The following is a 21,253-nucleotide window of genomic DNA, read 5'->3' as shown; positions in this document are numbered from 1 at the left end:
TTTAAAGTGACTATCGTTGTAAAGTCAATACTAAATGCCTACCTTATGACGCGAATTCTGGATTAAAGGAGAATAGAAAAGGCAAGAAAACAGGGTAAACTCAGCAGTTATAAAAAAACAGATGAGGTTAACCATGGAAGATATAACAAACTGTTTTGTTTGGTCGATGATTTTTGCAGAGATATAGAGAAAAATTTTGCAGGTAAACTACTGCCAAATGGTAAAAAACCCACAAGAACAACGGAAATTGAGCACTCCGAAATCATGACAATAATCCTGCTATATCAACAATCTCCGTGTAAAAATTTCAAAACTTTCTATCTACATTACCTAACGTTGCTCTACAAATCAGAGTTTCCAAAGTTGCCTTCATATACCAGGTTTGTTGCTCTAAAGCCTAGGGTTTTGTGGCATTTAGCAATGTTGTTGCATTGGCTTTGTGGACAGTCAGAAAACACTGGAATTTCATATATAGACACAACTCCCATTGCAGTTTGTCATGCAAAAAGAATATCCAAAAACAAAGTTTTTGCTGGAATTGCAAAATTAAGCAAGAGTACTTACGGCTGGTTTTTTGGTTTCAAATTACATATGGTAATCAATGAAAATGGTGAAATTCATTCACTTACGCTAACAAAAGGCAATGTTGATGATAGGATACCTGTGCCAAATCTGACGGAAAAATTAACCGGCCTTTTGTTTGGTGACAAAGGTTATATTGCAAAAACGCGAATTCTGGATTAAGGAAGGAAGAAAGTATAGGAAATAGAAGGCTTTTTGGATTTGATGGAATAGGAAATGAGAGTAGAAAAGATATGAACCAAAAAATTAACAGGGGATCTATGGCGAGTGTGTTCAATTTCTAGTCTATTTTTTAGGTAACCAAAAACAGTCTCAATGATAGACCTTTTTCTCAGTAAAATCTTCTCATTTAGCGAAATCAATGCATTTTTCATACCTTTTTTCACCTTGGTAACAAGTTTCAAACCTCGGTCAAACAGCTTCTGAAAAAGCTCTTTTGCAATATAACCTTTGTCACCAAACAAAAGGCCGGTTAATTTTTCCGTCAGATTTGGCACAGGTATCCTATCATCAACATTGCCTTTTGTTAGCGTAAGTGAATGAATTTCACCATTTTCATTGATTACCATATGTAATTTGAAACCAAAAAACCAGCCGTAAGTACTCTTGCTTAATTTTGCAATTCCAGCAAAAACTTTGTTTTTGGATATTCTTTTTGCATGACAAACTGCAATGGGAGTTGTGTCTATATATGAAATTCCAGTGTTTTCTGACTGTCCACAAAGCCAATGCAACAACATTGCTAAATGCCACAAAACCCTAGGCTTTAGAGCAACAAACCTGGTATATGAAGGCAACTTTGGAAACTCTGATTTGTAGAGCAACGTTAGGTAATGTAGATAGAAAGTTTTGAAATTTTTACACGGAGATTGTTGATATAGCAGGATTATTGTCATGATTTCGGAGTGCTCAATTTCCGTTGTTCTTGTGGGTTTTTTACCATTTGGCAGTAGTTTACCTGCAAAATTTTTCTCTATATCTCTGCAAAAATCATCGACCAAACAAAACAGTTTGTTATATCTTCCATGGTTAACCTCATCTGTTTTTTTATAACTGCTGAGTTTACCCTGTTTTCTTGCCTTTTCTATTCTCCTTTAATCCAGAATTCGCGTATGAAAAATGCATTGATTTCGCTAAATGAGAAGATTTTACTGAGAAAAAGGTCTATCATTGAGACTGTTTTTGGTTACCTAAAAAATAGACTAGAAATTGAACACACTCGCCATAGATCCCCTGTTAATTTTTTGGTTCATATCTTTTCTACTCTCATTTCCTATTCCATCAAATCCAAAAAGCCTTCTATTTCCTATACTTTCTTCCTTCCTTAATCCAGAATTCGCGTTCAAAGGGCTCCTTGTATTTGTTCAACATAATAACTTATTATGTCAGTCGTTTTTTTAACTGATTCAACATTATGGATTCTTAAATTTTCCACAGATGTTAAAGACATAATAACTATCCGTTCTTCAAGTGAAAGTTTTCTTTGCTCATCAGAATTAGTAGGCATATTTTCTCCTATTTACTATACTTAAACATACAATAATTTTAACTAATATTTTCACAATTGTCAAATTTAGGCGTCCATTTTTCTTAAAGTTCAAAGTACACAACAAAAACTTTACAGAGTGCAAGTAGTAAAATTCTTGACAACTTTAATTTATTAACGCATAATATATGTATATTAATAGCCAGCGGTAGCTCAAAATGTACAACATATTTGGTTATTTCAAAAGCAACAATAGTTCTAACGCACAAAGTAGCAGACTAGATGGAGAAAGTTATCAATACACCACAAGAGATTATGTGACAATTTACTTTAATAACACACTAGCCAATTTAGATAGATCGTGGAGAGAATTTAAAGAAAAAGCGTATGGATTTATGTATGATATCGGAACTTGGTTGAAAGAAACATATGAAAATCTCACTGCACGACCTGCAACGCATAATCACTATACCCCAAAAGAAAGACCCCTTGTTGAAGAAATAGAAATGAAGGAACTAAATTGTACATATAAGCCATTCCAAACTCCACCTATCCACCCAACAAGCAGAAGTTCTGGTGCCAATGACTTAAATCAAGTTGTTGTTACTCAGCATACACTTGAAACTACCCCAACAAGATAGATCTACGTTTAAATATGTAGTACTTGAGTGAAGCATTCTTTAACTGTTCTATTCAATAAAACCTTTACAATATTTCGATCATAGGTTTAACTTTACAAAGTTATAATCTATAGGGCTACGATGGACGATTATCTCTCACTGCTAAATCCAGAACAACAATCAGCTGTAACTAACATAGATGGACCAGTTTTGATACTAGCAGGAGCCGGAACCGGAAAAACAAGAACGATTACTTCAAGAATAGCGCACATAATTAGGAACGGTCACGCTTATTCTGATGAGATATTAGCAGTTACATTTACAAATAAAGCAGCAAATGAGATGGTATCAAGGGTACTTGAGCTAACGGGCACAAACATACCATGGCTTGGCACTTTCCATGCAATTGCAGCAAAAATTTTGCGCCTGCACGCAGAAATTGTGGGCTTAAACCCCAATTTTACAATCATTGGTGTGGATGATCAATTACAGGTAATAAAAAATATTATTAATGAAATAAACCCTGATTACCTATCAGAAAAATGTAAGACCATTATGAATATTATTCAGCAATGGAAAGAGAAGTGTTTGTTGCCATCTGAAGTGGAAGATATTCAATCATTTAGGCCAGTGTACGTGATTGCACTCAAAGTCTATCACCAATATCAGGAAAGGTTGAGATTCCTTAACTCTGTCGATTTTGGTGACTTATTGCTATATAACATACAACTCTTTAATCAAAAGACCGAAGTTCTGTCCTACTACCAAAACAAGTTTAAATATGTCATGGTAGATGAATATCAAGATACAAATGCGATACAATATCTTTGGCTAAAATACCTTGCAAAAGAGCACTCAAATATTTGCTGTGTAGGAGATGATGACCAGTCGATATATAGTTGGCGTGGTGCAGAAGTTGAAAATATTTTGAAGTTCTCCGATGATTTTAAAAATGCAAAAACCTTCAAGTTAGAGTGTAATTATAGATCAACACCCCACATACTTGCAACTGCGTCATATGTTATCAATCACAATAAGACTCGCTTAGAAAAAAAATTGTGGACAACAAACATTGAAGGGGAAAAGGTAAATCTAATAAAATTATGGGACGGAAAAGCTGAAGCAAGGTTCATAAGCGAACAGATATTAAAGCTCAATAAATACAGATTTAGTGACATTGCAGTGCTGGTAAGGGCCACTTTTCAAACTAGAGTTCTCGAAGAGTATTTTATAAAATATTCAATTCCCTACAAGATTATAAGTGGCGTAAAATTCTACGAACGTCAGGAAGTCAGGGATATAATTGCATATTTAAGGCTTGTTACAAACAATAACGATGACTTAGCTTTCGAAAGGATCGTAAATCGGCCAAAAAGAAGCATAGGAGCTACAACTCTAAAGAAAATATACACGACTGCTCAGGATAACAAAATTTCTTTTTTTGAGGCAGCAAAAATATTAGTTAATAGTAATCAAGTAACCGAAAGAATTAAACTCTCACTCAACGATTTTTTAAATAAAATTAAAGCTTGGGAAGAAATAGTAAGCGTAAAACCACTGCATGAATTCATTAAAATCGTAGCAAACCAATCAGGGTATATTGAAATGCTTGAAAATGAGGAGGTAACAGGCTTAGCACGAATAGAAAATGTCAAGGAGCTCATCTCATCTTTAAAAAATTTCGATAATGTCACAACTTTCTTGGAGCACATAAGTTTGGTGATGGAAGTGGATAATATGAATAACGATGACACCGTATATGTTATGACTCTTCATGCAGCCAAAGGACTTGAATTCCCGTACGTGTTTCTACCTGGTTGGGAAGAGGGATTATTTCCTCATCAAAGATCTTTTGATGACAAAAGTGGTAAAGCTTTAGAAGAAGAAAGGAGACTCGCATATGTTGGCATAACCAGAGCCAAAGAAAGGTTAATCATTTCATGTGCAGATAGGAGAGAAATCAATAATCAGTGGCAACCAATGCGCACTTCTCGGTTCATTAAAGAATTGCCAAGAGAAAATGTTGAGGTGATCAAGAGTAACGCCTACTGTTGAAGCTATAACTGCAGACAAACACATCTTGCAAACCTGAATTACTTCAATTATATGTTTCTCCTGGCAAAAAGGGAGTGTTAAATAAACCATACGCGTCAAGTTAAGGAAATATCGCCCAATATAGCACCATTTAAACTTGTTTGTTACATTTATTTTTTTGGAAATTTTGATCTAAAATAAGATAATTCTTTTAGAAACGCGAATTCTGGATTAATAGATGAGGTTAACCATGGAAGATATAACAAACTGTTTTGTTTGGTCGATGATTTTTGCAGAGATATAGAGAAAAATTTTGCAGGTAAACTACTGCCAAATGGTAAAAAACCCACAAGAACAACGGAAATTGAGCACTCCGAAATCATGACAATAATCCTGCTATATCAACAATCTCCGTGTAAAAATTTCAAAACTTTCTATCTACATTACCTAACGTTGCTCTACAAATCAGAGTTTCCAAAGTTGCCTTCATATACCAGGTTTGTTGCTCTAAAGCCTAGGGTTTTGTGGCATTTAGCAATGTTGTTGCATTGGCTTTGTGGACAGTCAGAAAACACTGGAATTTCATATATAGACACAACTCCCATTGCAGTTTGTCATGCAAAAAGAATATCCAAAAACAAAGTTTTTGCTGGAATTGCAAAATTAAGCAAGAGTACTTACGGCTGGTTTTTTGGTTTCAAATTACATATGGTAATCAATGAAAATGGTGAAATTCATTCACTTACGCTAACAAAAGGCAATGTTGATGATAGGATACCTGTGCCAAATCTGACGGAAAAATTAACCGGCCTTTTGTTTGGTGACAAAGGTTATATTGCAAAAGAGCTTTTTCAGAAGCTGTTTGACCGAGGTTTGAAACTTGTTACCAAGGTGAAAAAAGGTATGAAAAATGCATTGATTTCGCTAAATGAGAAGATTTTACTGAGAAAAAGGTCTATCATTGAGACTGTTTTTGGTTACCTAAAAAATAGACTAGAAATTGAACACACTCGCCATAGATCCCCTGTTAATTTTTTGGTTCATATCTTTTCTACTCTCATTTCCTATTCCATCAAATCCAAAAAGCCTTCTATTTCCTATACTTTCTTCCTTCCTTAATCCAGAATTCGCGTTAGAAGAGTCTATAAATTACTAGCTTTATTGCTTAATATCTAAAATGATTTTTACCACTTTTCTTTTTCCTTATGCTACTTTCCCTTAACTTGACGCGTATGGTTTATTTAACACTCCCAAACGTTGAAAGAACGTTTGCTTGGCTCTCCAATTTTAGGCGCATGAGCAAAGATTATGAGCATTCTCCTCTTACTTCAAAAAACAATATCTTCTTTAATATGATCACTATTATGCTTCACAAATTAGCTCATTTTTGAGTTTGAAGACAGGCTCTTAGAAAGTGGGATTACGCTATTCCTTTCTATCCGCTTTCTTGGGCAATCCACCTCCACATCTAACACACATCTCAGTGATTATAATATCCAATTTTTGATCATGTTTTTCTACAGGTAAATTTTTACAATATTGTTTCTCATAGGCTACACCTATAAATATTTTTCCAAGCGGCCGCAGTTTTTCTATCATTGTATCATACCAACCACCGCCAAAACCTAATCTATTAAAATGATCATCAAAAGCAACAACAGGAGTAATGATTGTATCGGGAATTACATCTTCATTTGTTTCGTTCCATCCCTCAAATCTTAGTAACTGATTTTTATCAGGAATTGCTACTTTATAACCTAAATAGAGCAAACGACACATCAAAGGGACAACATTTATTTCCTCATCCATTGGAATGTAAGCCGCAATTGTTTTGCCTTTAACGTAACTTAAGTTCTGATTAAAGAGATTAATAAGGGAATTTGCCGCATAACTGGAATAACTTTCATCAATATCTTTTCTTATAGTTCTATATTGCTCTCTTATTTCCTTTTTGTGCTGTTTAATATCTTTGAACATGATCTATCCATTTTGCAGTGAGTTTTTCTTGTAAACTATTTTGCTTCAAGCGCTCACTTAAAAAGTCAAAGTCAATAAATTCCATATCCTGGTCTTGATTACTGCAGCTATAAACAAAACTCCTTTCTCCTGTTTCCGTATTTATATGTTGCTGCACACACTGAGCACAGATTTCTTTCATCATACACTGCATAGGAGAATTAACTGATGATATTGCTATGTGGCCTGATTTCAGATATGGCTTTAAAATTGTTTTTCTAGCTTCATTCACAGCTTTCATCATTTTATCAGAACCAATAGTGATAATTTTATCTATAGCGTTCAAATTAATACCTAATCTTCCTTGTTGATAAGAGACTATTGCATCAACTATATTACCATGAAAGGATTTATCTTGATCTCTGCTTGTTTCTATCAATCCTTCTTCACATGCCCAAACTACTGCATTTGATGCACGTTCTATCAGTGCTCGTTTAAATACATCACTTAACTTCTTATAGCCAGCAAAGTACAAAACCTTGTTATTATTTTCAAGACATGCCTTCCCTATCGAAAATAACACTGCATTTCCAACTCCACCACCAATTAGCATTATATTCTTCATGTGCTATTTTAACTATATTTGTTCAAATTTTTTGAAATTTTATAGAACAAAGTAATTTTCGCACACAAAGACAGAGACAAGGACACTCTCTGACTTCAACTATACCGATAACTGACAGCTGCATTTTTACGCATATCATCTAATAACAAGTTGCTTTGTATCATAATCTTTTGTTGGTACATCTGCTGTTTAATTGCTTCTATACCCGCTACATTACTCTTGATATCACACAACATCATTAACTTTGCAGTGCCATTTTCTTTCAATTCTACTATTTCATTCACACTTGTTTTACTAAATAAAATCTGTAAATCAGGATTTAAATCTCGCATTTTTATTTCAAATTCTTTTGCGTTTGGCAGCTTAAAATTATCTGCCAATTTATCAAAATTTAAACAATTAACTTTTTGCTCCTTTAAACTATCTAATAAACTTTCTGAACCTTCAACCACAATCTGTTTTAATTTTAAAGTGCTTTCCAGCAGTGCATGATTAAGTTGTACTTTATCTATTACTTTTATAACAGAGTAACCTTCACTGAAACTGAATGGACCTGCTAAATCGCCGGTTTCTAATCCTTCTAAAACGCTCTTGAGTTTGCCTTTCAGCTGACTTAAATTAACTGTTGCTTTACGTATCTTTATTGGAGATTCTGGAATAAAGTCATCATTACTATTACGTAATTTTTTTACTAAATCTTCAGCTATACCATAAACATCCTTGTCTTTTTGATCAGGAATTATAAACTCTTGGAACGTGATAAGATAATCCGGCTTTTCTGTTTGCCTTTTTACATCATCTACTTCTTTATCGCTTATATTAATAAATGGCACAATTCTTACTTCAATAATTTTGCCCCACAGTAACTGACATTTTATTTGTTTTCTTAAAATACCAAGATCTATATTATGCTTCTCTATGTATTGATCAACTTCATTAGCCTTAAGTTTAAAACTTTGGGTTAAAAATAACATGATAGCATTATCTAACTCCTCGTTGCTCAATTTTATATTCAGCCTCTGCGCTTCATTGATAATGATAATTTCGTCTATTAGCTCCCTAAGAATTTGAGGCTTTGCTTCTTTTTGATTAACACTTTGAGTGCCAAACAATGAATTTATAAAGTTGATGCGTTTTTCGATGTCCAAATTTGAAATTGGCTCGCCATTTACATCTGCAATAATTTCAATCTCGGTTGCAAGCAACCTAAGTGGCAACACTATCAACAGTAAAATTAGTATTTTATGCATATAAGTAAGGTTAATAACCAATTCTATAATAAATACTGAGTCAATGCTAGCCAACTTTTTAATAGTGATCTCAGTGACAATGGAAATAAAAACCATTGCAACAAAATCAGGTACGCTGGTAAATAGGCTAAAAACATGCTAATATAGCGAATTTAGACCGTGCTCAAAACAGTATACGGAAGGAGAGGGATTCGAACCCTCGATACGACTTTTGGGTCGTATAACGGTTTAGCAAACCGCCGCCTTCAGCCGCTCGGCCACCCTTCCAAATTTAGAACCTAAAGATTATATAATACCAAGACCTCTACCACCTGTCTAATGCTTTTAACAGCAACATTTTTCCGAACAACTGTAATTTTTAGATCTGTGGTACAAAAATCTATAGCTAACCCAAGAAAGGTTTCCCTACGTCATACCGCAATTCATTCCACAACTGTACAAACATTACAATTTGAGCCTACCAGAAGAATGTCATGCCAGTGCTTGACACTGGAATGGCTTTGTTGCATAGCAACCGAAAAAATCTGGTGGCTACTGACAAAATTCATTATAAATAACCATTTAACTGTTGAAGAAAAAATATGCCACAGAAAATGAAAGTCAGTAACCAAAACGGGTATAACAAATTCCTTGAAAAAAGGGGAAATATTTTTCGTTACATTGATGAAGCTATCGAAAATTGGTATGAAAATAGTCCAAAAATGCAGGGCGGCAACTATATTTACAGTGATAAAGTCGTAATTTTGGTGCATATAATTGTCAATCTTTTTAGAATTGGTTTAAGACAAACGGTGGGGTTTATAAAAGGATATCTGCAACAAATAGGAAAAAATTTGGCAGTTATCAGCTATTCACAAGCATCAAGAAGGTTTAAAAAACTTAATATTAAGATAAATGATTGCAGGGTTGATAAAAGCAACATGGAAAATATTGAAATTATCATAGATAGCACAAGTATCAGCATTTACAGTAACACTCCTGGCCACAGTAAGGAAAACAGTGCAGATAGAAAGTACCGAAGCTACGAGCAAGTAAGAAAGTTACATGTTATGTTAAGTGTAAATAGTAAAAAAGCTATAGCTGCAAGATACAGTAATGGCTTCTACTCTGACCACTATGGAGCTTGCGATTTGCTTGAAGAAGTTAATTTTCAGCACAAAATAAAAGCATTATATGCAGATAGGGCATACGATAGGCACAAACTTTATAAATTGTGTAAGAAATACGATATAAAGACAAAAGTTCTACCAAAAAAGGATGCAGCAGAACATTCAAAAATAGATTATATGTCTGACAGAAATGCTGCTATTAACGCGAATTCTGGATTAATAGATGAGGTTAACCATGGAAGATATAACAAACTGTTTTGTTTGGTCGATGATTTTTGCAGAGATATAGAGAAAAATTTTGCAGGTAAACTACTGCCAAATGGTAAAAAACCCACAAGAACAACGGAAATTGAGCACTCCGAAATCATGACAATAATCCTGCTATATCAACAATCTCCGTGTAAAAATTTCAAAACTTTCTATCTACATTACCTAACGTTGCTCTACAAATCAGAGTTTCCAAAGTTGCCTTCATATACCAGGTTTGTTGCTCTAAAGCCTAGGGTTTTGTGGCATTTAGCAATGTTGTTGCATTGGCTTTGTGGACAGTCAGAAAACACTGGAATTTCATATATAGACACAACTCCCATTGCAGTTTGTCATGCAAAAAGAATATCCAAAAACAAAGTTTTTGCTGGAATTGCAAAATTAAGCAAGAGTACTTACGGCTGGTTTTTGGTTTCAAATTACATATGGTAATCAATGAAAATGGTGAAATTCATTCACTTACGCTAACAAAAGGCAATGTTGATGATAGGATACCTGTGCCAAATCTGACGGAAAAATTAACCGGCCTTTTGTTTGGTGACAAAGGTTATATTGCAAAAGAGCTTTTTCAGAAGCTGTTTGACCGAGGTTTGAAACTTGTTACCAAGGTGAAAAAAGGTATGAAAAATGCATTGATTTCGCTAAATGAGAAGATTTTACTGAGAAAAAGGTCTATCATTGAGACTGTTTTTGGTTACCTAAAAAATAGACTAGAAATTGAACACACTCGCCATAGATCCCCTGTTAATTTTTTGGTTCATATCTTTTCTACTCTCATTTCCTATTCCATCAAATCCAAAAAGCCTTCTATTTCCTATACTTTCTTCCTTCCTTAATCCAGAATTCGCGTTCATAGTGCAAAAAATTAAAAATAAGACGCCAATTACGTAATACTGTTGTCGTTTAATCTGCACAGATTGAAGATAACTGAATACCTTCAGTTTCATGATAAGGGGGCTGGCGAAGGGTGTCAAGTAAGTTTTTTCGTTTCTATTCCCAATAAAAGTTTGTATGCAATAACACAGAAGCATATGCTGCTATTCCTTCATTTCTTCCAAGAGAACCTAATTTTTCTGCAGTGGTTGCTTTGACATTTACGAATTCATCATCAATCTCTAATGCTTTTGATATGAATTTCTTCATTTCTACTTTGTAAGGCGATATTTTAGGCTCCTCACAAACTATAGTAATATCTAAATTAGACACGCTGTACCCTTTTTCCTGTGCTTTTTTAGCAGCAAAGTCAAGAAAGTGAGATGAATTGCAATCTTTCCATTCAGAGGAACTAGGAGGGAAATGTTCTCCTATGTCGCCACATCCCAGTGCTCCGAGTATTGCATCAACGATTGCATGTATTGCAACATCACCATCGGAATGTGCTTCTATTGCCATGTTGTGCTCAATTTTCACACCGCAAATTTTTATAAAGCTCTCAGCACCATTTTGAACTTTAATGAACTTATGTATATCATAACCAGTTCCGACACGAAATTTTGGCTCTTCAAAAAGAAGCTTTGCCATATTGATATCCTCTTTTGTGGTTAACTTAAAATTGCTTTTCTCACCTTTAATAATTGCAACATGTTTTTTGTGCTCTACCATTAGTGATGAATCGTCAGTAAATTCTTTGTCTGATTGATGGCACGATAATAATTCTTTGAAATTAAAAATTTGAGGAGTTTGTATGGCTCTGAGTTTTCCTCTTGAAATCGTAGATTCAACGAAATTATTACCCACCAATGACATAGTATCTTCAACTTCTATTGCTGGAACTACTCCTGTATATTGATCATTAATCATGAATTGAGCCAAGTTATCTATCAGAACATTTGACACAAAAGGCCTACAAGCATCGTGTATAACTACAAAATCTGGGTTAATTTTTTGTAAGCTTTCAAGCCCTAGTTTAACTGAACTTTGCCTACTTTCTCCTCCGTATACAGGGCTTAGTAATTTAGTGTCTGTAATTAGTGATATAGCTTTCTCATAGGAATTTTCATGATCTCTATTAATTGCTATTCTTATGTAATCTATATATTGGTTAGTCAGAAATCTTTTAATTGTATGAAATAAAACAGATTTACCTGCCAGTTTTGTATACTGCTTAGGAATCGTAGAATTGCATCTACTGCCTACTCCCGCTGCAACTATTAATGCTGCTATTTTGTATTTCTTAAGTCTGTTAGTGTGCATATTTGTCATTTTCAGCGTAAGTGTATAGTAACAAGTTATTTACAGTTTTAAAAAAAGAGTGTATCATCTTAATTAAGATATAATACGATGCTAGAATGCACATTACTAAGTGTAATAAAGAAAATGAGATACACCTTATATTCTTTCATGGAATAGGGGATAACTATAAAAGTGCTCACAATTATGTACAAGGTTTAAATGGATCAAATAATAACCATGCACATAAATATCCAAGCGCATTTCAGAACTACATAACTTATGCTGCAGTTAGCTTTCTGTTCCTCGTGGCATCTGTATCAGCGCCCATTGCAATATTACTACTTATAAGCCCCATAACAGCTGGAGTAGTTGGTTTAGCAAGCTTAGCTGCTCTAACTTGCATTTTTTTATCCGTAATGCTTATTTTTATTCCCTTTATAAATAGAGATCAAAGTTTGCTTAAGCCCTCGATAGAAGAAATCAATGAATTAATGGACAAGGGTGTGAGGCCTGAAAACATTATACTTTTTGGCCATTCCTTTGGAGGAGCAGTTGCATCGGCAGTTTTGAAGCACTTTGCAGACAAAAACGTTAAACTTGGAGGTGTTATTTTACTAGCACTTTCAGCTCTTTTCATACAGCAATAGGGCATTTTCCGATCCCTCAAGCAAAAATTTTAAGTATGTTGCCCTCATCCATTTTAAAAAAATTGCTAAAGGCTTTAGATCTAGATTTTGATCTAGTGAACGATATACGAAAGTTGCGAGATGAGGGGAAATTGAATATGCCAATAATAGTTATTAATAACAAAGGAGATCACTTAATACCACAACCTGCACAATTGGCGCACGCAATAGAAAATGATAAATTGATATGTGAAAAATTGATCAAGACTGTTAATTCGAAAAGGTGTGAAGATGATCCACATAACGGAGTTTTATCTAGTTGGGAATTGGATGAAAATTTGACTGATCTAATACTTAATAAAATTGATAAAACAATGAATAGATAGTATTTACAATAAACTGTATATTTTTCAGTAAATTGACTATGCTAAAAGCATGCAAAAACGTCATATAACTATTTGTTTTATACTGCTTTTTATAATAGGAATGTTATTCCTGATGCGTCCTATGATTTTTCCATGTTTAATATCTATTGTTATTGCATATTTGTTTAATCCGCTAGTAGTCAAATTTGAAAAGTATAGAATACCGCGTTCATGTTCTGTAATTTTTATAATACTTGTTTTGTTAATAGCTTTTATACTAGTTATAACATTTGTTTTACCTATTATATATGTTCAAATTACTTCAATATTAAATTTCTTAGTGAGTAAAGTGCCTTCATTAAAGCTTAAAGTAATCCCCTCTGTATTAGAATTTCTTAATATAAAAATCGAGGATAGCTTATTTGATCACTTATCTAAAAATCTAGCAGAAAATTACAGCGACTATGTATCTTATTTCATGAATGCTCTTGATATTGCTAGTAACTTTATAATCCAAGTGTTAAGTTCAAGCTTTAACACGGTATCATTAATGGTGATTACTCCTGTAGTGTTTTTCTATATATTACGTGATTGGCCTTTAATTATAGAAAAAGCTAATAAATTAATTCCTGTTTCTTATAGAGAAAAAGTTGCAAATTATTTTTCCAAAGTGGATTTCATCATATCTAATTATCTAAAGGGGCAGGTAAATGTATGTATTGTCATGATGGTCTTTTACTCTGTGAGCCTGAGCATAATCGGATTGAAACACTCTATTGTTATTGGAATTTTATCAGGAATGTTAACGTTCATACCTTACGTAGGGCCATTATTATACACCATTATTGGGTTTTTGAGCGCTATTACTCAATTTAGTGGATGGTTTGAAAGTGCTGCTGTTTTGCTATTATTTGGTGTTGGACAATTAATAGATTCAAACATATTAGTTCCTTTATTAATAGGAAAAAAAGTTCATATACATCCAACTGTAATTATTCTGGGAATTACTATATGCGCTTCATATTTTGGATTTACAGGTATATTACTTTTTATTCCAATAATAGCAATGTTCAATGTATCAGTAGAATATGCAATCAATAAATATTTTAAAAGTGAGCTTTATAAAAACGGCTAACAGACCTTTTGCATAATCAATTTATGGTAAGAGGAGAAATGAGCCCAGAATACCTGAGATATTTGAGGAGCGTAAGTAAATTTCTGCGCAAAAATTACTACCAGAAAGAGGTTACGTAAGAGGTTTAACGTGCAATTAAATTTATTTAACAACAATCAAGCTGATTATAGTCGGCAAAATTACATCATCTTAGATGAAAATAAGCACGTATATAATTCGGTAGTTAATGATTTATCTTGGAAATGTCTGATTCTTTTTGGACCTAAAAGCTCCGGTAAAACTCATCTTGCTCATATTTGGCAGTCAATAAACGATGCAATTTTTATCAATGTGAATAACTTTGTAAGCGAGATTAGGTATAGCGATGCTTTTATTTTAGAAGACGTACAAAACATTAAAGATGAAGCAATGTTATTACATTGTTACAATTACATGAAAGAAAGTGACAAGAGGCTGCTAATCACTTCTTCAATTTCACCAAAAAAGCTTAACTTCAAACTAAGAGATTTAAGCTCTCGAATATTGTCAACTATCAGCGTAAAAATTTTGCCTGCAAGCGAGGAATTATTAAGAATTATGCTAATAAAACGATTTTCAGATAAACAGTTAAAAATTGATTTAAAAGTGATTAATTATATTTTAGCAAGAATAGAACGTTCTTTCTATAGCATTGATAAAATCATAGAGAAGATAGATAATGAATCTATAGGGTCAAATGTGACCGTTCCTTTTATTAGCACTTTATTAAAAAAAGATGCCATTTGATTTCTTCCTTTGTAAAGTACTCATTGTATATATTAAAAATTTATTAACACCCATAACACTAACGTAATTGAAATCTCTATCTGTCCATGTTAGAATTATAATAAATGTTATGTTATAATAAATATAGATAGATACAGCTAAGAAGTATTCTATATTTATAACGCGAATTCTGGATTAAGGAAGGAAGAAAGTATAGGAAATAGAAGGCTTTTTGGATTTGATGGAATAGGAAATGAGAGTAGAAAAGATATGAACCAAAAAATTAACAGGGGATCTATGGCGAGTGTGTTCAATTTCTAGTCTATTTTTTAGGTAACCAAAAACAGTCTCAATGATAGACCTTTTTCTCAGTAAAATCTTCTCATTTAGCGAAATCAATGCATTTTTCATACCTTTTTTCACCTTGGTAACAAGTTTCAAACCTCGGTCAAACAGCTTCTGAAAAAGCTCTTTTGCAATATAACCTTTGTCACCAAACAAAAGGCCGGTTAATTTTTCCGTCAGATTTGGCACAGGTATCCTATCATCAACATTGCCTTTTGTTAGCGTAAGTGAATGAATTTCACCATTTTCATTGATTACCATATGTAATTTGAAACCAAAAAACCAGCCGTAAGTACTCTTGCTTAATTTTGCAATTCCAGCAAAAACTTTGTTTTTGGATATTCTTTTTGCATGACAAACTGCAATGGGAGTTGTGTCTATATATGAAATTCCAGTGTTTTCTGACTGTCCACAAAGCCAATGCAACAACATTGCTAAATGCCACAAAACCCTAGGCTTTAGAGCAACAAACCTGGTATATGAAGGCAACTTTGGAAACTCTGATTTGTAGAGCAACGTTAGGTAATGTAGATAGAAAGTTTTGAAATTTTTACACGGAGATTGTTGATATAGCAGGATTATTGTCATGATTTCGGAGTGTTCAATTTCCGTTGTTCTTGTGGGTTTTTTACCATTTGGCAGTAGTTTACCTGCAAAATTTTTCTCTATATCTCTGCAAAAATCATCGACCAAACAAAACAGTTTGTTATATCTTCCATGGTTAACCTCATCTGTTTTTTTATAACTGCTGAGTTTACCCTGTTTTCTTGCCTTTTCTATTCTCCTTTAATCCAGAATTCGCGTAAATAGTATTATATAGATTATTTATTAACATAGCATTATTCTAATATATACAACTGTAATATAAATGGGTGAAAAGAATAAGTCATTGTGGAAAACACATATAGCTAAACTGACTTAGATTTACCGACAATTTGAAAAACAAAAATTCGTCATTCCGCTACTTGTTAGCGGAACCTATCCTTGGCGGTATGACGTAGGAAAACCTTTCTTGGGTTAGCTATAGACAACCATAATATAAAAGAGTGAAACGGATGCAAACAGTAGTGCATTTCTGCACCAAACGTATTACCTTTAACGAATAGTAAAATGTGAGATTTTTTGGAACTACCGTGGAGCAATTGCTCCACGGTTTCACTCTACTTAGAATCCACCCATGCCACCCATTTCTCCTGCGCCCATAGGAGATGAAGCATTTTCTTTGCTTGGTACATCAACTATCATAGATTCAGTAGTAATCAGCACACTCGCAACAGATATCGCTGTTTCAAAAGCAATACGCACCACTTTTGCTGGATCAATCACACCAGCTGTAAATGCATTAGCGTAATTCATAGCCTCAACGTTGTATATAAGCTCTTTATCATTCTGCTTAATCAAATAGTCAATTATAACAGCAGATTCAAGACCAGCATTTTTAACTAACCTTCTAATTGGAGCACTGAGAATTTTCTTGATAATGTTTATGCCTATTTGCTCTTCGTCACTTGCACCTTTTAATTTGTCGAGAACAGATGAAGCATAAAGAAGCGCAACTCCACCACCTGGAACTATGCCTTCTTCAATTGCAGCTCTTGTTGCATGCAGCGCATCTTCAACTCTATCTCTACGTTCTTTAACTTCGACTTCAGTTGCTCCACCAACTTTTAGCACAGCAACACCACCTGATAATTTCGCTAAACGTTCTCTTAGCTTTTCTTTATCATAATCAGAAGTTGAAGTTTCAATTTGAGATTTGATCTGCTCGATTCTAGCTTTCACACTGTCAGAATCGCTATTTTCGCTGACAACTGTGGTATTATCTTTAGTAATTTTAACATTTTTAGCAGTACCAAGATCATCAAGTGTCAGATCTTCCATCTTAATTCCAAGTTCATCTTTTATGACGTACTTAGCACCAGTCAAAGTTGCTATATCTTCGAGCATCTCCTTTCTTCTGTCACCAAAACCTGGAGCTTTTACTGCAGCAACTTTTAAACCACCACGCAATTTATTGATAACTAAAGTGCTTAATGCTTCACCTTCGATATCCTCTGCAATAATAACTAAAGGTTTACCAGATTTAACAACAGCTTCAAGAATAGGAAGTAAAGGTTGAATAATATTTAATTTTTTCTCTGTAATTAATAGATAAGGATTATCAAGCTCCACGATCATTTTTTCATTATTTGTAATAAAATACGGAGAAAGATAACCGCGATCAAATTGCATGCCAGTAGTCAGCTCAACTTCTAACTCTTTTGAACCTTTACTTTCTTCAACAGTTATTACACCCTCTTTTCCAACTTTTTTCACGGAATCAGCAATACTGTTACCTATATCCTTATCACCATTTGCAGAAATTATTGCAACTTGTGCCACTTCGTCTATTTTCTCTAGAGAAATTGTACGAGACATTGACGTAATTTCCTTTAATATTACATCTTTCGCCTTCTGTATTCCGTTTTTAATACCAACACGATCGTTTCCAGCAGCAATTGACTTTGAAGCTTCCATTATCATATTGCTAGTTAGTATTGAGCACGTTGTTGTACCATCACCAACTTTGTCGTTACATTGAGAACAACTTTGGGCAAAGATGCTTGCTATTGCAGCATTTAGTGGTTTTTCAGGCTTGATGCCCTTCATCACCTTATAACCATCTTTTGTAATTTCTGGTGCTCCATAGGGCTTATTAATCCCTACTGTTTTTCCCCTAGGTCCCGCAGTTATTGCCACCGTTGAGTCTACTATTGCTGCGACTTCACGAAAGGCTTCTTGCAACTGCTCACCTGATACTACTACATTAGTCATTTTTATCACCTCTTGTTAATAAAAAATTTAGAAAACTATAATAAAACCATTTACAATGCGCCATGTTGCGCTTTGTTTCAGTTTAGTAAAATAAAGACTGCTATTTAATGACAGCAAGTATATCGGACTCTTTCATCACGATAAGCTTTTCATCATTATGTTCTATTTCTGTACCAGCCCATTGACGATAGAACACTTTATCACCAGCTTTCACAGTTAAAGCTACGCGTTCGCCATTTGAGTTGCGTGAACCTTCACCAGTTGCTACAATTTCACCTTTAGTAGGTTTCTTTTCAGCACTTGATGGAAGCATAATTCCACCTTGCTTTTCCTCGCTAACAGGCTTGATCAGCACGCTATCATCCAATACATTTAAACTTACATTTGACATTTGCTTTTCCTCTCAACAAATTAACCTATAACTTTATATATATACTCGTAAGTTAGATTTCAAGGGCTGGAGCTTGTAAAATATGCACACCATTATAAAATATGTACGCCAAAAGCAGTTTCTAAAAGAGCCTAATGTTATATAATAAGATTTAGATTTATTTATGGAGATTTCATGAGTTATATACCATTCTTAAGTCGTGGTGTGATAGTGCTATATGGGCCTGACACTAGAGATTTTCTGCAGGGTATTATAACCAATGATATTAATAAGTTGGGTAGCCAAAAAGCCATTTACTCTTTATTGCTTAGCCCTCAAGGAAAATATCTATATGATTTTTTTCTTATTGAATATGGTAAATACACCCTCTTGGAGTGCGAAAACATGCACTTGCAGCAAATAATCGAGAAACTAGATTTACTTAAAACTTATTTGAGGGTGAAGATTAAAGACGTTAGTGCACTATATAAGGTTGGAGTTTTGTTTAATACTAAGTCAACGGAGTGTAGTGGTAAGTCACAAGTTATTTTTCAAGATCCAAGGCACAAACTGCTAGGAATGAGGATCATACATAAAGGTGAAATAAAGGAGCCAGTTGGGGATTTTACTCAGTATGAAAAAGTTAGAATTCAAAACCTCGTTCCAGATGGAGCAAAAGATATGGTACAAAATTCATCGTTCCCACTGCAATTTTTAATCGATAAAGTAAACGGTATAAGCTTTAATAAGGGGTGTTATATAGGTCAGGAAGTCGTAAATCGAATGAGCAGACAAGAAATATTCAGAAGAAAGCTTTACCTTGTTGAGGGGGATAACGCACTTCCATATATTGGCACTAAAGTGACAAATGAAAATAATGAGGAAATAGGGGAACTGCGCTCTAGTGTAGACAACATTGGACTTGCATTGCTTAATACTGGAAAGAGCCATGCAAATTTATATGCTAGTGGGGTCAGGTGCGTTGAGACGTTGAAGTCTTAAGGTAGCGCATATAGAAACGAAAAAGCTGCTTGACACATTTCGCCAGCCCCTTTATCATAAAACTGAAGGTATTCAGTTATCTTCATCTGTGCAGATTAAACAGCAAGAAAACAACGTAGTTGGCGTCTTATTTTTAATTTTTTGCACTATGTGCACCTTATGTCTTCACAATATTTCTAGGTTTTTACCTATATAAGCTGAAACGCGCTTATAAGTCGTTTAAGACAGTATAGTACGCCAATTTGCAGGATTAGAGAGTGAACACTAATTACCACGGGGTTTCTTTGCCTTTTTTCTGCTTAGTAAATTTCTTAAACATTTTAGCTAAGGTTAGTTGCACTTAAAAGCAGCTAAATTGCAGCGTTTAAGGCTTAAAAAACGCCAATACTGAAAATAGACAATGACCAGGGCTTCTTTTGCCTTTTTTTTTATTTGGTAAATTTCTTAATATTTATAGCTAAACGACAACCGTCATCCCGCTACGTGTTAGCGGGATCTATGTTAAAACGCGAATTCTGGATTAATAGATGAGGTTAACCATGGAAGATATAACAAACTGTTTTGTTTGGTCGATGATTTTTGCAGAGATATAGAGAAAAATTTTGCAGGTAAACTACTGCCAAATGGTAAAAAACCCACAAGAACAACGGAAATTGAGCACTCCGAAATCATGACAATAATCCTGCTATATCAACAATCTCCGTGTAAAAATTTCAAAACTTTCTATCTACATTACCTAACGTTGCTCTACAAATCAGAGTTTCCAAAGTTGCCTTCATATACCAGGTTTGTTGCTCTAAAGCCTAGGGTTTTGTGGCATTTAGCAATGTTGTTGCATTGGCTTTGTGGACAGTCAGAAAACACTGGAATTTCATATATAGACACAACTCCCATTGCAGTTTGTCATGCAAAAAGAATATCCAAAACAAAGTTTTTGCTGGAATTGCAAAATTAAGCAAGAGTACTTACGGCTGGTTTTTTGGTTTCAAATTACATATGGTAATCAATGAAAATGGTGAAATTCATTCACTTACGCTAACAAAAGGCAATGTTGATGATAGGATACCTGTGCCAAATCTGACGGAAAAATTAACCGGCCTTTTGTTTGGTGACAAAGGTTATATTGCAAAAGAGCTTTTTCAGAAGCTGTTTGACCGAGGTTTGAAACTTGTTACCAAGGTGAAAAAAGGTATGAAAAATGCATTGATTTCGCTAAATGAGAAGATTTTACTGAGAAAAAGGTCTATCATTGAGACTGTTTTTGGTTACCTAAAAAATAGACTAGAAATTGAACACACTCGCCATAGATCCCCTGTTAATTTTTTGGTTCATATCTTTTCTACTCTCATTTCCTATTCCATCAAATCCAAAAAGCCTTCTATTTCCTATACTTTCTTCCTTCCTTAATCCAGAATTCGCGTTTTCAGTATTGGCGTTTTTTAAGTCTTAAACACTGCAATTTAGCTGCTTTTAAATGCAACTCACCTTTGTTTAAATGTTTAAGAAATTTACTAAGCAGAAAAAAAGGCAAAAGAAACCCCGTGGTAATTAGTGTTCACTCCCTAATCCTGCAAATTGGCGTACTATACTGTCTTAAACGACTTATAAGCGCGTTTCAGCTTATATAGGTAAAAACCTAGAAATGTTGTGAAGACATAAGGTGCACATAGTGCAAAAAATTAAAAATAAGACGCCAACTACGTTGTTTTCTTGCTGTTTAATCTGCACAGATGAAGATAACTGAATACCTT

The 21,253-nt window shown here is 34.1% G+C and carries 16 protein-coding genes, 1 tRNA gene and 6 pseudogenes; 14 read left to right on the top strand and 9 right to left on the bottom strand.

What is annotated here, in order from left to right; translation table 11 throughout:
* Window positions 1-150: 150 nt before the first annotated feature.
* Window positions 151-726: pseudogene (locus AAGD95_RS01385) on the top strand (IS982 family transposase); the annotation flags it as partial.
* A gap of 14 nt (window positions 727-740) precedes the next feature.
* Here AAGD95_RS01385 and AAGD95_RS01380 read toward each other — a convergent pair.
* Entirely contained in the window at window positions 741-1,592 is an 852-nt protein-coding gene (locus tag AAGD95_RS01380) for an IS982 family transposase (protein WP_410542088.1), read from the bottom strand.
* 102 nt (window positions 1,593-1,694) lie between these two features.
* On the opposite strand from AAGD95_RS01380, the pseudogene AAGD95_RS01375 reads away from it, so the two are divergent.
* The 5 genes and pseudogenes from AAGD95_RS01375 to AAGD95_RS01355 all read left to right on the top strand — a co-directional run.
* Window positions 1,695-1,910: pseudogene (locus tag AAGD95_RS01375) on the top strand (transposase); the annotation flags it as partial.
* 376 nt (window positions 1,911-2,286) lie between these two features.
* A complete protein-coding gene (locus AAGD95_RS01370) occupies window positions 2,287-2,709 on the top strand; it encodes a hypothetical protein (protein ID WP_341818634.1) in 423 nt (140 codons plus the stop codon).
* Between the two features lie 120 nt (window positions 2,710-2,829).
* Complete coding sequence (locus tag AAGD95_RS01365; RefSeq protein WP_341818633.1) at window positions 2,830-4,743, top strand: ATP-dependent helicase; 1,914 nt, start codon at window positions 2,830-2,832, stop codon at window positions 4,741-4,743.
* A 213-nt stretch (window positions 4,744-4,956) separates the two neighbouring features.
* Window positions 4,957-5,841 carry an IS982 family transposase gene (locus tag AAGD95_RS01360; protein WP_410542086.1) on the top strand — a complete coding sequence of 295 codons (885 nt, stop codon included), beginning with the start codon at window positions 4,957-4,959 and terminating at the stop codon, window positions 5,839-5,841.
* A gap of 137 nt (window positions 5,842-5,978) precedes the next feature.
* Window positions 5,979-6,113, top strand: a pseudogene (locus tag AAGD95_RS01355) (IS5/IS1182 family transposase); the annotation flags it as partial.
* Between the two features lie 34 nt (window positions 6,114-6,147).
* On the opposite strand, the gene AAGD95_RS01350 reads toward AAGD95_RS01355, so the two are convergent.
* The 4 genes from AAGD95_RS01350 to AAGD95_RS01335 form a co-directional block, all read right to left on the bottom strand.
* Window positions 6,148-6,699, bottom strand: a complete 552-nt coding sequence (locus AAGD95_RS01350) for a 5-formyltetrahydrofolate cyclo-ligase (protein WP_341818632.1) — start codon at window positions 6,697-6,699, stop codon at window positions 6,148-6,150.
* Window positions 6,683-7,303: an oxidoreductase gene (locus AAGD95_RS01345; RefSeq protein ID WP_265026527.1), complete on the bottom strand. Its 621-nt coding sequence runs from the start codon at window positions 7,301-7,303 to the stop codon at window positions 6,683-6,685. Before AAGD95_RS01345 ends, AAGD95_RS01350 begins: the two co-directional genes overlap by 17 nt.
* A 95-nt stretch (window positions 7,304-7,398) precedes the next feature.
* Window positions 7,399-8,553 (bottom strand): SurA N-terminal domain-containing protein, encoded by a 1,155-nt coding sequence (locus AAGD95_RS01340; RefSeq protein ID WP_341818877.1) that lies wholly within the window; start codon window positions 8,551-8,553, stop codon window positions 7,399-7,401.
* Window positions 8,554-8,729: 176 nt separating this feature from the next.
* Window positions 8,730-8,820, bottom strand: a tRNA-Ser gene (locus AAGD95_RS01335).
* Window positions 8,821-9,134: 314 nt separating this feature from the next.
* Between AAGD95_RS01335 and AAGD95_RS01330 the strand changes: the two are divergent.
* Both AAGD95_RS01330 and AAGD95_RS01325 read left to right on the top strand, forming a co-directional pair.
* Window positions 9,135-9,872: pseudogene (locus AAGD95_RS01330) on the top strand (transposase); the annotation flags it as partial.
* A 9-nt stretch (window positions 9,873-9,881) separates the two neighbouring features.
* A pseudogene (locus AAGD95_RS01325) lies at window positions 9,882-10,765 on the top strand (IS982 family transposase).
* 154 nt (window positions 10,766-10,919) lie between these two features.
* Here AAGD95_RS01325 and ispD read toward each other — a convergent pair.
* Entirely contained in the window at window positions 10,920-12,131 is a 1,212-nt protein-coding gene (ispD, locus tag AAGD95_RS01320) for a 2-C-methyl-D-erythritol 4-phosphate cytidylyltransferase (RefSeq protein WP_341818631.1), read from the bottom strand.
* Window positions 12,132-12,217: 86 nt separating this feature from the next.
* Here ispD and AAGD95_RS01315 point away from each other — a divergent pair, with 86 nt between their 5' ends.
* From AAGD95_RS01315 to AAGD95_RS01300, 4 genes are all read left to right on the top strand, one after another.
* On the top strand, window positions 12,218-12,748 hold the full coding sequence (locus tag AAGD95_RS01315) for an alpha/beta hydrolase (RefSeq protein WP_341818630.1): 531 nt from the start codon (window positions 12,218-12,220) through the stop codon (window positions 12,746-12,748).
* Window positions 12,749-12,783: 35 nt separating this feature from the next.
* Window positions 12,784-13,113 carry a hypothetical protein gene (locus tag AAGD95_RS01310; protein ID WP_341818629.1) on the top strand — a complete coding sequence of 110 codons (330 nt, stop codon included), beginning with the start codon at window positions 12,784-12,786 and terminating at the stop codon, window positions 13,111-13,113.
* 49 nt (window positions 13,114-13,162) lie between these two features.
* Window positions 13,163-14,227 carry an AI-2E family transporter gene (locus AAGD95_RS01305; RefSeq protein WP_341818628.1) on the top strand — a complete coding sequence of 355 codons (1,065 nt, stop codon included), beginning with the start codon at window positions 13,163-13,165 and terminating at the stop codon, window positions 14,225-14,227.
* Between the two features lie 129 nt (window positions 14,228-14,356).
* Window positions 14,357-14,992 (top strand): DnaA ATPase domain-containing protein, encoded by a 636-nt coding sequence (locus tag AAGD95_RS01300; protein ID WP_265026005.1) that lies wholly within the window; start codon window positions 14,357-14,359, stop codon window positions 14,990-14,992.
* Window positions 14,993-15,166: 174 nt separating this feature from the next.
* Here the strand turns inward: AAGD95_RS01300 and AAGD95_RS01295 are convergent, their stop codons facing one another.
* The 3 genes from AAGD95_RS01295 to AAGD95_RS01285 all read right to left on the bottom strand — a co-directional run bounded on the left by AAGD95_RS01295 (window position 15,167) and on the right by AAGD95_RS01285 (window position 18,521).
* Window positions 15,167-16,018 carry an IS982 family transposase gene (locus AAGD95_RS01295; protein WP_410542088.1) on the bottom strand — a complete coding sequence of 284 codons (852 nt, stop codon included), beginning with the start codon at window positions 16,016-16,018 and terminating at the stop codon, window positions 15,167-15,169.
* A 462-nt stretch (window positions 16,019-16,480) separates the two neighbouring features.
* Entirely contained in the window at window positions 16,481-18,130 is a 1,650-nt protein-coding gene (groL, locus tag AAGD95_RS01290) for a chaperonin GroEL (protein WP_265025571.1), read from the bottom strand.
* 100 nt (window positions 18,131-18,230) lie between these two features.
* Window positions 18,231-18,521 carry a co-chaperone GroES gene (locus AAGD95_RS01285; RefSeq protein ID WP_265035585.1) on the bottom strand — a complete coding sequence of 97 codons (291 nt, stop codon included), beginning with the start codon at window positions 18,519-18,521 and terminating at the stop codon, window positions 18,231-18,233.
* 174 nt (window positions 18,522-18,695) lie between these two features.
* Here AAGD95_RS01285 and AAGD95_RS01280 point away from each other — a divergent pair, with 174 nt between their 5' ends.
* Together AAGD95_RS01280 and AAGD95_RS01275 are read left to right on the top strand one after the other, a co-directional pair.
* Window positions 18,696-19,502: a folate-binding protein gene (locus AAGD95_RS01280; protein WP_341818627.1), complete on the top strand. Its 807-nt coding sequence runs from the start codon at window positions 18,696-18,698 to the stop codon at window positions 19,500-19,502.
* 523 nt (window positions 19,503-20,025) lie between these two features.
* A pseudogene (locus AAGD95_RS01275) lies at window positions 20,026-20,909 on the top strand (IS982 family transposase).
* Window positions 20,910-21,253: the final 344 nt, after the last annotated feature.

This window comes from Wolbachia endosymbiont (group B) of Ennomos erosarius, assembly GCF_964026905.1.
Classification (GTDB): domain Bacteria; phylum Pseudomonadota; class Alphaproteobacteria; order Rickettsiales; family Anaplasmataceae; genus Wolbachia.
Note: the sequence above shows the minus strand (reverse complement) of the source record. Positions and strands in the feature narration are given on the sequence as shown.

Bases quoted from the DNA above. Each gene is read 5' to 3' on its own strand.
- AAGD95_RS01365 (WP_341818633.1), top strand. From the start codon at position 2,830: ATGGACGATTATCTCTCACTGCTAAATCCAGAACAACAATCAGCTGTA.
- AAGD95_RS01305 (WP_341818628.1), top strand. From the start codon at position 13,163: ATGCAAAAACGTCATATAACTATTTGTTTTATACTGCTTTTTATAATA.
- groL (WP_265025571.1), bottom strand. From the start codon at position 18,130: ATGACTAATGTAGTAGTATCAGGTGAGCAGTTGCAAGAAGCCTTTCGT.
- AAGD95_RS01310 (WP_341818629.1), top strand. From the start codon at position 12,784: ATGTTGCCCTCATCCATTTTAAAAAAATTGCTAAAGGCTTTAGATCTA.
- AAGD95_RS01315 (WP_341818630.1), top strand. From the start codon at position 12,218: ATGCACATTACTAAGTGTAATAAAGAAAATGAGATACACCTTATATTC.
- AAGD95_RS01285 (WP_265035585.1), bottom strand. From the start codon at position 18,521: ATGTCAAATGTAAGTTTAAATGTATTGGATGATAGCGTGCTGATCAAG.
- AAGD95_RS01345 (WP_265026527.1), bottom strand. From the start codon at position 7,303: ATGAAGAATATAATGCTAATTGGTGGTGGAGTTGGAAATGCAGTGTTA.
- AAGD95_RS01340 (WP_341818877.1), bottom strand. From the start codon at position 8,553: ATGCATAAAATACTAATTTTACTGTTGATAGTGTTGCCACTTAGGTTG.
- AAGD95_RS01350 (WP_341818632.1), bottom strand. From the start codon at position 6,699: ATGTTCAAAGATATTAAACAGCACAAAAAGGAAATAAGAGAGCAATAT.
- AAGD95_RS01370 (WP_341818634.1), top strand. From the start codon at position 2,287: ATGTACAACATATTTGGTTATTTCAAAAGCAACAATAGTTCTAACGCA.
- AAGD95_RS01280 (WP_341818627.1), top strand. From the start codon at position 18,696: ATGAGTTATATACCATTCTTAAGTCGTGGTGTGATAGTGCTATATGGG.
- ispD (WP_341818631.1), bottom strand. From the start codon at position 12,131: ATGACAAATATGCACACTAACAGACTTAAGAAATACAAAATAGCAGCA.